The sequence below is a fragment of the Phormidesmis sp. 146-33 genome, assembly GCF_052939515.1.
Window position 1 is genome coordinate 1 of the sequence record NZ_JBJPHU010000168.1, and the last position, 11,072, is coordinate 11,072.

The window sequence follows — 11,072 nt, forward strand, 5'->3', positions numbered from 1 at the left end:
GCCTTCGCCCGCCTCGGTCAGGTTCAGGAATTCGGCGATGTCCCGCTTGCGTTCCAGATCGTCAAACAGCACCCGGATGCGGTCGATCTCGGCCTGGTCCGCTGCTTCGCCAATCAGGTTCGACCGTCCGCGCACGATCAGCCGCTCCGAAGGCTCGCCCGCGTTCTCCCACAGCGCAAAGCCGCTTTCGACCATCTCCCGCGCCAGCGAATCGATTTCCTGCCGCCGCTTGGCGATCTCGGACACGATGCTTGCCCGCAACTCCGAGAGCGTCCGGCCTTCGGCCAGCGCATTCAGGAAATTGGCCGCCTCCCGCATCGAGGACGGCGTCTGTCCAGGCGGCGGCGCGAAAATCCGGTTCTCCACCTGCCCGTCGGCAAAGACCAGCACCACCAGCGCCCGGTCCGGTGCCAGGCTGACGAACTCGATATGCCGGATAGCCGCTTCACGCTTCGGTGCCAGCACGACACTTGCGCCCCGCGTGATCACCGAAAGCGCCGCGCCCACCTCGTCCAGCAGGGTCGTCACATCGTGGTCGTTCACCCCCAGAGTGGCGTCGATCTTCTCCTGATCCTCCGGCGCGACCTGGCCCACCTCCAGCAGGCTGTCCACGAACATCCGAAGTCCGGCTTGCGTCGGCACCCGCCCGGCCGAGATGTGCGGGCTGTCCAGAAGCCCCAGATACTCCAGATCCTGCATGACATTCCGCACCGTTGCGGCCGAGACTTTCTCGGACAGCGTCCGTGTCAGGGTGCGCGACCCGACCGGCTCGCCCGAGTTCAGATAGCCCTCGACCACCCGCCGGAAAACCTCGCGCGTGCGGTCGTTCATGTCGGACAGGATCGGCTGGCTGGTCATGGTAATCGGGGTTGCATCCCTGCGCCCTGGTTGCATATGTGGCCGCATCCCAAGGAAAGGTTCGGCGATGCGCCCGTCTGGCAGAAAACTAAGCGATCTACGGGCGGTTTCAATCGAAACCAACGTGATGAAACATGCCGAGGGCTCCTGCCTGATCAAGATGGGCGAAACCCACGTCCTCTGTTCCGCCACGATCGAGGACAAGGCGCCGCCCTTCCTGAAGAACACCGGCCAGGGCTGGGTCACCGCCGAATACGGGATGCTGCCCCGCGCCACCAACTCGCGCACCCGGCGCGAGGCTGCGGCGGGCAAGCAGTCTGGACGGACGCAGGAAATCCAACGCCTTATCGGCCGTTCTCTGCGCGCCGGCGTGGACCGGCAGGCCCTGGGCGAGCGCCAGATCGTCGTCGACTGTGACGTCATCCAGGCCGACGGCGGCACCCGCTGCGCCTCGATCACTGGCGGCTGGGTGGCTTTGCGGCTTGCGGTGAACAAGCTGCTGGCCTCCGGCGTCATCACCTCTGACCCGATGCTTGACCACGTCTCGGCCGTTTCCTGCGGCGTCTACGCCGGACAGCCCGTCCTCGACCTCGACTACGCCGAGGATTCGGCTGCGGGGACTGACGGCAACTTCGTCATGACCGGCGCCGGCAAGCTGATCGAGGTCCAGATGTCCGCCGAGGGATCCGCCTTCAGCCAGGATGAGCTTCTCCACCTCCTCGACCTCGCCCGCCAGGGCAACGCCGCCTTGGTCGCCGCCCAGAAAGCGGCCCTGGGCCTGTAATGCTGCACCGTGGGGATCGTCTCCTCGTCGCCACGCACAACCGTGGCAAGCTGGAAGAGATCGCCGATCTTCTGGCTCCCTTCGACGTAACCGTCATCGGCGCGGGGGACCTAGGCCTCCCCGAGCCCGAGGAAACCGAGACCACCTTCATCGGCAACGCCCGCCTCAAGGCCCACGCCGCCGCCAAAGCCTCCGGCCTCGTCGCGCTGGCCGACGACTCGGGCCTCGCAGTTGATGCCCTCGGCGGCGCACCCGGAGTCTTCACCGCCGACTGGGCCACCACCTCCAAGGGCCGCGACTTCGCCGTCGGGATGGAGCGTGTCTGGCGCGAGCTGGAGGCCATCCACGCCCCCGAACCCCGCACCGCCCAGTTCTGCTGCACCCTCGTCCTCGCGTCGCCCGACGGCCAAGACCTTGTTTTTGAAGGAAAGTCCCCCGGTCGCCTGGTCTGGCCCGGCCGCGGCGAACAGGGCCACGGCTTCGACCCCATCTTCCTGCCCGACGGCTACACCCAGACCTTCGGCGAGATGGACCGCTGGGAAAAGAACCGTCTCTCCCACCGAGCCGACGCCTTCCAGAAACTCGTCGCCACCCTGTTCCCCTGATGGATGACTGGCGCCACGCAGGGTTTGGTCTGTATATACACTGGCCCTTCTGCCAGTCGAAATGCCCCTACTGCGACTTCAACAGCCACGTCGCCGCCCGCATCGACCAATCCCGCTGGCTGCAAGCCTTCCAACTCGAAATCGACCGCATCGGCGCCGTGACCCAAGGCCGCATCCTCAACACAATCTTCTTCGGCGGCGGCACGCCTTCCCTGATGGAGGCCGCAACCGTCCAGGGCATCCTCGACCGCATCCGCGCCACCTGGACCCTTGCGAACGACATCGAGATCACCTTGGAGGCCAACCCCGGCAGCGTCGAGGCCGCCCGCTTCGAGGCCTACGCCGAAGCAGGCGTCAACCGTGTTTCCCTTGGAATCCAGTCGCTTGACCCCGACGACCTCCGCCGCCTTGGCCGGATGCACTCCGTCGATGAGGCCGCAAAGGCCATCGCCATCGCCCAGTCCACCTTCGACCGCGTCTCGATCGACCTGATCTACGCCCGCCAGAACCAGACCCTCGCCGCCTGGCGCGACGAACTCGGCCGCGCGCTCGACTTCGGCACCAGCCACCTCTCGCTTTACCAACTGACCATCGAGGATGGTACCGTCTTCGGCCAGATGCACGCCAGGAACCTCCTCAAGGGCCTGCCCGAGGAAGACCTTTCAGCCGACATGTTCGAACTGACGCAGGAAGTCACCCGGCAAGCAGGCCTCCCCGCCTACGAGGTCTCGAATCATGCCCGTCCCGGCGACGAATCACGGCACAATCTGATCTACTGGCGAATGGGCGACTACGCCGGCATCGGCCCCGGAGCCCACGGCCGACTCACCCTCGATTCGACCCGATTCGCCATCGAGGCTGAGCGTCAGCCGACTCCTTGGCTGGACCGCACTCTCGCCAAACCCGGCCTTGCTGAAACCATTGAACGCCTTGGCGCTCAGGACCGCGCCAGTGAATACCTGATGTTCGCCCTGCGCCTTCGTGAGGGCGCTTTCCTGTCGCGGTACGCGGCTCTGGCCGGACAGCCCCTGTCCGAAGTGGCCCTGGCCGAGGTGGAAGGCCTCGGCCTTGTGGCATGCGACGGCGACCGGATTTCCACGACCGATCGAGGTGTCATGATGCTGAACGGCATCCTCCGCGCTCTGCTGGCGGACCGTCAAAGCGGGGCCTGATCAGTCTTCATCTGGTAGCTGGGACAAAAGCCGACACAACCTGTCGAGGTCATCTAGCGTGGCATAGCGGATCACCAGCTGCCCGCTTTCCCCGCCGGAGGAATGCTCGATCCGCACCGGCATCTTCAGGTTCGCCGAAAGATCCCCCTCCAGGGCCCGCGTGTCCGCGTCCTTCTCCGCCCCGGCCGCCCCTTTCGGACCGGACGGTTTGGCCGCATCGAGGGCCTTCATCAGCCGCTCCACCTCGCGCACCGAAAGTCCCTTGGCCACCACTTGTGCGGCCAGCTCCGAGGCTTTCGGGCTTCCGATCAGCGCCCGTGCATGGCCCGCGGAAAGCTTCCCGTCGCGCACAAGATCCTGCACATCGGTCGGCAAAGACAGCAGCCGCAACAGATTCGCCACGTGGCTCCGGCTCTTGCTCAAGGCCTCGGCCAGCTTTTCCTGCGTGTGCCCGAATCGGGTCATCAGCTGCCGGAAGCCAAGCGCCTCTTCGATGGCGTTCAGGTCTGCCCGCTGGATATTCTCGATGATTGCGACTTCCAGCACTTCACTGTCGCTAAGGTCCCGGACAACAACGGGAACTTCGTGCAACTGCGCGATCTGCGCCGCGCGCCAGCGTCGCTCGCCCGCAACAATTTCATAGACATCCCGCCCCGGCTTCCTGCGCACGATCAGCGGCTGGATCACGCCCTTCTGCCGAATCGAATCGGCCAGCGACTCAAGCTCCTCACGCCTGAAATCGAGGCGCGGCTGCTGAGGGTTTGGCTCCAGCTTGTCGACGGGAACATGCAGCTCGGCTTTGCGCGCGGACGCCATCTGTTCGGGTCCGGCCAGATGCACATCGGCCATCAGGGCCGACAATCCGCGGCCGAGGCCCCGCTTTTCGCTCTTGCTGTTCATGTCTTAAGCCTCTGCAACTTCGGGCGTTTTGCGACGATCGGATATCTCACGGGCCAGCGCGCGGTAGGCTTCAGCGCCTTTCGAGCCGGGGTCGTAGGTCAGGACCGGCAGCGCATAGGACGGCGCCTCACTGATTCGCACATTGCGTGGGATCGTGGTCTTCAGGACCAGGTCGCCCATATTGGTCCTGGCGTCCGCTTCGACTTGGGCCGTCAATCTGTTGCGTCGGTCATGCATCGTCAACACAACCCCTTCGATCCGCAGGTCCGGGTTGGCGGACCGGCGCACATCGCGAATCGTCAGCATCAACTGGGAAAGGCCTTCAAGCGCAAAGAACTCGCACTGCAGCGGGACAAGGACCGAATCGCACGCGACAAGCGCGTTCACTGTCAGCAGGCTCAATGCGGGGGGGCAGTCGATCAGGATGTAATCGAACCCGTATTCATCCATCTCCGGCCGCCGCAACGCGTCATGCAGCAAGTAGCTCCGCTTCTCGTTCGACACGATGTCCAGGTCGGCAGACGACAAGTCTGCGTTGGCCGGAATGATCATGACGTCGGGAACGCCGGTCGCGATCACAACATCCTGTAGATCGGCGTTATCCACAATCAAGTCATAGCTCGTCTTCTTCCGAGCGTCCGGGCGTATTCCCAACCCCGTCGAAGAGTTTCCCTGTGGGTCGATATCGACGAGCAGGACTTTCCAGCCAAGTTCGGCAAGCCCCGCTGCCAGATTGATGGCGGTAGTCGTCTTTCCGACGCCGCCCTTCTGGTTGGCAAGCGCAAGAATGTGAGTCTGCGGCCGGTCAGTCCTAAGCACGATGGATATTCCTGATCAGAAGGATGGATGCGTCGCTGTCGGAAACGCTGGATTGCGTGTCTATGTCAAAGCTCCAGACCTTGCGGGCGTCCGCGATTTCGTCTGAAAACCGAGCGCCTTTGGGAAAGACTGCTGTCCCGTTCTCCGACAAGTGCTTCTCGGCAAACTCCAGCAGCTGCGCAAGGGGGGCCAGCGCGCGGGCTGACAAGACATCGGCATTCAAGGGCGCCAACGACTCGATCCGGCTTCGCAGTACTTCAACGTTCAGTGACAGCGCGTGTGCTGCTTGCTGGAGAAAGGCCGCTTTGCGCAAGTCAGCTTCCACAAGCGTGACGCGCAAAGCTGGGCGCAGTTCCTTTGCAAGAATAGCAACGACAAGGCCTGGAAATCCTCCGCCCGATCCAAGGTCCACCCAGCGCTTGACGGACTCGGTCGGGACAACGGAAAAGACTTGCGCCGAGTCTACGACATGCCGATCCCAAAGAGTGTTGACTGATGACTTGCTGACAAGATTGATGGCAGGCGTCCACTTTCGAACGAGCGATTCGAAGCTTCTCAGCGCCGCGAATGTTTCACGTGAAACATCGAAACCCGCGACAGCAGTTTCTGCTGGTTGTGTCATCCTGCAAGCCGCTCCGACTGCGGCTTGCGAAGATGGGCGAGGACGAGAAGCAAAGCTGCTGGCGTCACGCCTTCAATCCGCGAAGCGTGGAAGATCGTTTCGGGCTTTACGCGTGCCAACTTCTGCTTCAATTCGTTCGACAGGCCGGAAATCTGGCTGTAGTCCACATCCGCCGGAATGCGCTGCGTTTCCTGCCGCCGCAAGTCTGCAACTTCCTTGGCCTGCCGGCTTTCGTACTGCTCGTACGTCGAATCGATCTGAAGCTGTGCCAGGATTCCGCTGTCCACAAATGCGAAGTCCGGGATCGCGGCCACTAGATGTGGAAGTTCAACACCCGGCAACGACAGAATCTCGTAGGCGGACCGCTTCCCGCCGTCCATGCTGACAGCGATCCCCGCCTGGTTCAGCGCTTTCGGCCCGACGTGAACCGAAAGAAGCGCTTTGCGCCCGGCATCAAGTGCTTCCTGCTTCGCAGCAAAGGCTTTGCAACGGGCATCGGAAACGCATCCCGCGCTGATCCCGAGGGGCGTCAGCCGACGGTCGGCGTTGTCCGCCCGGATCGACAGCCGGAACTCGGCGCGCGACGTGAACATGCGGTAGGGCTCAGTCACTCCGCGCGAAATGAGGTCGTCGATCATCACGCCGATGTAGCTGTCCGTGCGGCTGAACTCGACCGGCGCGGACCCTCTAGCAGCTGCGGCCGCATTCAGCCCCGCTACAATACCTTGCGCTCCCGCTTCCTCGTACCCTGTCGTGCCGTTGATCTGCCCCGCAAAATACAAGCCCTGTACCGCCCGGGTTTCCAGTGTGCTGTGCAGACCCCGCGGATCGAAGTAGTCATACTCGATCGCATAGCCCGGCTGCAGAATCACCGTCTGCTCCAGGCCCGGGATCGTCCGGATGTAGGCGTGCTGAACCTCTTCGGGAAGCGACGTCGACAGACCGTTCGGATAGACCGTGCAGTCGTCCAGCCCCTCCGGCTCCAGGAACACCTGATGCGAGGTCTTGTCGGCGAAACGCACAACCTTGTCCTCGATCGACGGGCAATACCGCGGACCGACACCCTCGATGTGGCCCCCATACATAGCGGAGCGGCCCAGGTTATCCCGCACGATCTGGTGCGTCGCTTCCGAGGTATGCGTGATCCCGCAAGATATCTGCCGGGCCTCGGGCCGACTGCTCAGGAAGGAGAACAGCACCGGCTCATCGTCGCCCGGCTGCATCTCCAGCTGTGCCCAGTCGATCGTCCGGCCGTCCAGTCGCGGCGGAGTGCCGGTCTTCAGCCGCCCGACCGGCAGCGCCAGCTCCGCCAGCTGCGCCGCCAGCAGCTTCGATGGCGAATCACCCATCCGGCCGCCGGACATCCGCCGGTCGCCGATGTGGATCACGCCGTTCAGGAACGTCCCTGCCGTCAGCACAACGCGCCCTGACGACAGCTCCACCCCCGAGCCGAGCACAACCCCGGCGACGGCGCCCCCGACCAGACGCAGCCCCGCCACTTCGCCTTCGATGACCTCCAGACCCGGCGTCGCCAGCAGTTCCGCCCGCATCGCCTCCCGGTACAAGCGCCGGTCGATCTGCGCACGCGGCCCCTGCACGGCAGGCCCCTTCCGGCGGTTCAGCAGGCGGAACTGGATGCCCGCCTTGTCCGCCATCCGCCCCATCACGCCATCCAGCGCGTCGATCTCGCGCACAAGGTGCCCCTTGCCCAGGCCCCCGATCGCCGGGTTGCAGGACATCGCGCCCAGCGTTTCCACCCGCAGGGTCACCAGGGCCGCCCGCACACCCATCCGGGCCGCGGCCGCAGCAGCTTCAGCGCCCGCATGGCCGCCGCCGATCACGATGACGTCGTAGTGTTTCACGTGAAACCTCACTTACCGATGCAGAAGCTGGCGAAGATCTCTCCCAGAAGGTCGTCGACATCCACTCGGCCAACAAGGGCATCCATTGCCCGGACAGCCTGCCGCAGATGCTCCGCCGCCAGCTCGACGCGCGAGTCGGGTCTTACCACTTCCGCCCGTGACTCGGCCAGAGAGCGAATTGCCGTCGTCACTGCCACGCGATGCCGTTCGCGCACCAAAGCGCCGGCCGAGCCTACGCGCTCCCCCAGGATTTCGCCGATCCGTGCCATCAGTTCCGGCACTCCAGCCCCCGTCTTGCCCGAGACTGCCAGCCCGGCAATACCTGATCTTGTGTCAGCTTTTCCCATAACCACAAGATCATCGCCGATTGGCTGCAATCCCGGAACCTCCGCGCCATCCGAAAGGAACAGTCGCAAATCCGCCGCCCGGGCGCGCGCCAGGGCGCGGTCGATCCCTGCCTGCTCCAGCCGATCCTCGGTCTCGCGCAGGCCCGCCGTGTCCAGAAAGGTCACCGGAAGCCCGGCAATCTCCATCCGCACCTCGATCACATCCCGCGTCGTCCCGGCGATCTCGCTGGTGATCGCCGCCTCGCGCCCCGCCAGCTGGTTCAGCAGGGTCGACTTCCCCGCATTCGGCGCGCCGACGATGGCCACTTCGAACCCGTCCCGGATCCGCTCTGCCGCCGTCACCCCCGCCGCCTCGCGCACAAGGTCCGCCATCAGCCCGTCGATCAGCGCCAGCACTTCGGGCGAGACATCCACCGGCACGTCCTCGTCCGCGAAATCAATCGTGGCCTCCAGCAGCGCCCCGGCCCGGATCAGATCGCGCCGCCAGCCATCGACCTTTTGCCCCACCGACCCCGACAGCACCCGCACCGCCTGGCGACGCTGCGCCTCGGTCTCGGCGTCGATCAGGTCGGCCAGCCCCTCGACCTGCGCCAGGTCCAGCACACCGTTCTCCAGCGCGCGACGGGTGAACTCCCCCGGCTCGGCCAGCCGTAGCCCCGGCTGCTCGGCCAAGGCGCGCAGCACCGCACTCACCACCGCCGGGCCCCCGTGGCAGTGCAGTTCCACCACCGCCTCGCCGGTGAAGCTCGCGCCCTCGGCAAAGGGCAGCACCAAAGCCTCGTCCAAGAGCTCCCCGCCCCAGACCAGCCGCCGCAGCCCCGCCACCCGCGCCGCCGGAAGGGTGCCACAAAGCGCAAGACCGGCCGCGAAAGCGCCCGGTCCCGAGATCCGCACCACGGCGAGGCCCGACCGACCCCGCGCCGTGGCGAGGGCATAGATCGTGTCCATCGCCGCCGCCCGATCTAGGTGTTCATCGACTCGAAGAACTCGCTGTTCGTCTTCGTCTGCTTCAGCTTGGAAATCAGGAATTCGATCGCATCCGTCGTCCCCATCGGGTTCAGGATGCGGCGCAGGACATAGGTCTTCTGCAGGTCCATCTTGTCGACCAGCAGGTCCTCTTTCCGGGTGCCGGACTTCAGGATGTCCATCGCCGGGAACACGCGCTTGTCGGCGACCTTGCGGTCCAGCACGATTTCCGAGTTACCCGTGCCCTTGAATTCTTCAAAGATGACCTCGTCCATCCGGCTGCCCGTGTCGATCAGCGCCGTCGCGATGATGGTCAGCGACCCGCCTTCCTCGATGTTCCGGGCAGCCCCGAAGAACCGCTTCGGCCGCTGCAACGCGTTCGCGTCCACACCGCCGGTCAGCACCTTGCCCGAGGACGGGACGACGGTGTTGAACGCGCGGCCCAGTCGGGTGATCGAGTCGAGCAGGATCACCACGTCGCGCTTGTGTTCGACCAGGCGCTTGGCCTTCTCGATCACCATCTCGGCCACCGCGACGTGCCGCGTTGCCGGTTCGTCGAAGGTCGAGGCGACAACCTCCCCCTTCACCGTGCGCTGCATGTCGGTGACTTCCTCGGGGCGTTCGTCGATCAGCAGGACGATCAGATAGCACTCCGGATGGTTCTGCGCGATCGAGTTGGCGATGTTCTGCAAAAGCACCGTCTTGCCGGTCCGCGGCGGTGCCACGATCAGCCCGCGCTGGCCTTTGCCGATGGGCGCCACCAGGTCGATGATCCGGGCCGAGCGGTCCTTGATCGTCGGGTCCTCGACTTCCATCTTCAGTCGCTCGTCCGGGTACAGGGGCGTCAGGTTGTCGAAGTGGACCTTGTGCTTGGCTTTCTCCGGGTCATCGAAGTTGATCCGCGTGACCTTGGTCATGCTGAAATACTTCTCGTTCTCCTTCGGCGCCTGCATCAGGCCTTCGATGGTATCGCCCGTGCGCAACGAGAACTGCCGCAGGATGTCGGGCGAGACATAGATGTCATCCGGGCCGGGCAGATAGTTGGCCGAAGGTGAGCGGAGAAAGCCGAACCCGTCCTGCAGAACTTCCAGCACGCCGTCGCCGCCGATCTCCCAGCCTTCCTCGGCATGCTCCTTCAGGATCGAGAACATCATCTCGCCCTTGCGCATCGACGGGGCGTTCTCGATCTCCCACTCCTCGGCCATGGCCAGAAGATCGGCCGGGGTCTTGGCCTTGAGTTCAGAGAGGTTCAAGCGTTCGACAGTCATGGAATACCTTTGGGCGGACCACGCCCGTCACGGGGGGTCTCGGCGGATTTGGGACGGGAAGTGCGATGGGCCGGACGGCCCTGCAACGCCGCACCTAATCGGGGCTACAGCAAAAGTCAATCAGAAGCGGGTGATGACCGCGAAGACGATGACCAGCATCAGGATCGTCGGAACCTCGTTCATCAGCCGGTAGGTCCGGCCCGAGCGGCTGTTCGTCCCCGCCATGAACTCCTTTCGCCGCAGGCCCAGCCAGTGGTGGAACCAGGTCATCACCAGCACCGCCCCCGCCTTGACCCAGGGCCAGACGAAGGACCAGTCCACCACCCCCGGCGTGAAGACCAGCGCCAGCCCGAAGACCCAGGTCGCGATCATCGCCGGGTTCATGATCCCCCGCAGCAGGCGCCGCTCCATCACCTGGAACATCTGGTCCGTCGCCGACCCGGCCTCGACCTGCTCGACATGGTAGACGAACAGCCGCGGCAGATAGAAGATCCCCGCCATCCAGGAAATCACCGACACCACATGCAGCGACTTCGTCACCAGATACCAGTCGGCCAGAAAATCCGTGATCGTCCCAAGCATCCTGTCCACCAGACCAGCGTTCGTCTTCCTTCTATTAAGAAAGAATGAAAGAAGGAATGTGGATGATGTAGGGCCTGTGCAGAACGGAATTTCCCCGCCCGCCCCCAGAGCCGTCCACAGGGAGGGGGCTGGGGACAATTCCGGGAAAACACCGGCGCGTTTCGACAGCATCCAGAAAAATCATTCAACTTCAGGATGATAGAAGAACACCCCGCCGCGCACAATCCACAGGCGCGCTTCATCCCCATCCCCGGCACAACCCCTTCTCCCGTCCCGCGTGACAATTC

At 64.3% G+C, this 11,072-nt stretch carries 11 protein-coding genes; 3 read left to right on the plus strand and 8 right to left on the minus strand.

Translation table 11 applies throughout. The features are described 5' to 3' along the window. Window positions 1-858 (minus strand): heat-inducible transcriptional repressor HrcA (hrcA, locus tag ACJ2PR_RS33130; RefSeq protein WP_446880238.1); only part of this gene is annotated, 858 nt, incomplete at its 3' end. A gap of 67 nt (window positions 859-925) precedes the next feature. Here hrcA and rph point away from each other — a divergent pair. The 3 genes from rph to hemW are packed head-to-tail and all read left to right on the plus strand — an operon-like array spanning window position 926 to window position 3,419. Continuing rightward, complete coding sequence (gene rph, locus ACJ2PR_RS33135; RefSeq protein ID WP_446880239.1) at window positions 926-1,642, plus strand: ribonuclease PH; 717 nt, start codon at window positions 926-928, stop codon at window positions 1,640-1,642. Next, a complete protein-coding gene (rdgB, locus tag ACJ2PR_RS33140; protein ID WP_446880240.1) occupies window positions 1,642-2,247 on the plus strand; it encodes an RdgB/HAM1 family non-canonical purine NTP pyrophosphatase in 606 nt (201 codons plus the stop codon). The genes rph and rdgB overlap by 1 nt, the downstream gene beginning before the upstream one ends. Continuing rightward, complete coding sequence (gene hemW, locus ACJ2PR_RS33145; RefSeq protein WP_446880241.1) at window positions 2,247-3,419, plus strand: radical SAM family heme chaperone HemW; 1,173 nt, start codon at window positions 2,247-2,249, stop codon at window positions 3,417-3,419. The genes rdgB and hemW overlap by 1 nt, the downstream gene beginning before the upstream one ends. Here hemW and ACJ2PR_RS33150 read toward each other — a convergent pair whose 3' ends face one another. The 7 genes from ACJ2PR_RS33150 to ACJ2PR_RS33180 form a co-directional block, all read right to left on the minus strand. After that, window positions 3,420-4,319 carry a ParB/RepB/Spo0J family partition protein gene (locus tag ACJ2PR_RS33150; RefSeq protein WP_446880242.1) on the minus strand — a complete coding sequence of 300 codons (900 nt, stop codon included), beginning with the start codon at window positions 4,317-4,319 and terminating at the stop codon, window positions 3,420-3,422. It lies immediately after the preceding gene. Window positions 4,320-4,322: 3 nt separating this feature from the next. Further along, window positions 4,323-5,138 (minus strand): ParA family protein, encoded by an 816-nt coding sequence (locus tag ACJ2PR_RS33155; RefSeq protein WP_446880243.1) that lies wholly within the window; start codon window positions 5,136-5,138, stop codon window positions 4,323-4,325. Beyond that, a complete protein-coding gene (gene rsmG / locus ACJ2PR_RS33160) occupies window positions 5,131-5,760 on the minus strand; it encodes a 16S rRNA (guanine(527)-N(7))-methyltransferase RsmG (RefSeq protein ID WP_446880244.1) in 630 nt (209 codons plus the stop codon). The genes ACJ2PR_RS33155 and rsmG overlap by 8 nt, the downstream gene beginning before the upstream one ends. Then, complete coding sequence (gene mnmG, locus ACJ2PR_RS33165; protein ID WP_446880245.1) at window positions 5,757-7,622, minus strand: tRNA uridine-5-carboxymethylaminomethyl(34) synthesis enzyme MnmG; 1,866 nt, start codon at window positions 7,620-7,622, stop codon at window positions 5,757-5,759. The genes rsmG and mnmG overlap by 4 nt, the downstream gene beginning before the upstream one ends. An 8-nt stretch (window positions 7,623-7,630) precedes the next feature. Then, window positions 7,631-8,917, minus strand: coding sequence for a tRNA uridine-5-carboxymethylaminomethyl(34) synthesis GTPase MnmE (gene mnmE / locus ACJ2PR_RS33170; RefSeq protein WP_446880246.1), 1,287 nt, complete (start codon window positions 8,915-8,917; stop codon window positions 7,631-7,633). Between the two features lie 14 nt (window positions 8,918-8,931). After that, a complete protein-coding gene (gene rho, locus ACJ2PR_RS33175) occupies window positions 8,932-10,203 on the minus strand; it encodes a transcription termination factor Rho (RefSeq protein ID WP_446880247.1) in 1,272 nt (423 codons plus the stop codon). A 120-nt stretch (window positions 10,204-10,323) separates the two neighbouring features. Continuing rightward, window positions 10,324-10,785 (minus strand): CopD family protein, encoded by a 462-nt coding sequence (locus tag ACJ2PR_RS33180; RefSeq protein WP_446880248.1) that lies wholly within the window; start codon window positions 10,783-10,785, stop codon window positions 10,324-10,326. Window positions 10,786-11,072 lie beyond the last annotated feature (287 nt).

Bases quoted from the DNA above. Each gene is read 5' to 3' on its own strand.
- rph (WP_446880239.1), top strand. From the start codon at position 926: ATGCGCCCGTCTGGCAGAAAACTAAGCGATCTACGGGCGGTTTCAATC.
- rdgB (WP_446880240.1), top strand. From the start codon at position 1,642: ATGCTGCACCGTGGGGATCGTCTCCTCGTCGCCACGCACAACCGTGGC.
- hemW (WP_446880241.1), top strand. From the start codon at position 2,247: ATGGATGACTGGCGCCACGCAGGGTTTGGTCTGTATATACACTGGCCC.
- ACJ2PR_RS33150 (WP_446880242.1), bottom strand. From the start codon at position 4,319: ATGAACAGCAAGAGCGAAAAGCGGGGCCTCGGCCGCGGATTGTCGGCC.
- rsmG (WP_446880244.1), bottom strand. From the start codon at position 5,760: ATGACACAACCAGCAGAAACTGCTGTCGCGGGTTTCGATGTTTCACGT.
- mnmE (WP_446880246.1), bottom strand. From the start codon at position 8,917: ATGGACACGATCTATGCCCTCGCCACGGCGCGGGGTCGGTCGGGCCTC.
- rho (WP_446880247.1), bottom strand. From the start codon at position 10,203: ATGACTGTCGAACGCTTGAACCTCTCTGAACTCAAGGCCAAGACCCCG.
- ACJ2PR_RS33180 (WP_446880248.1), bottom strand. From the start codon at position 10,785: ATGCTTGGGACGATCACGGATTTTCTGGCCGACTGGTATCTGGTGACG.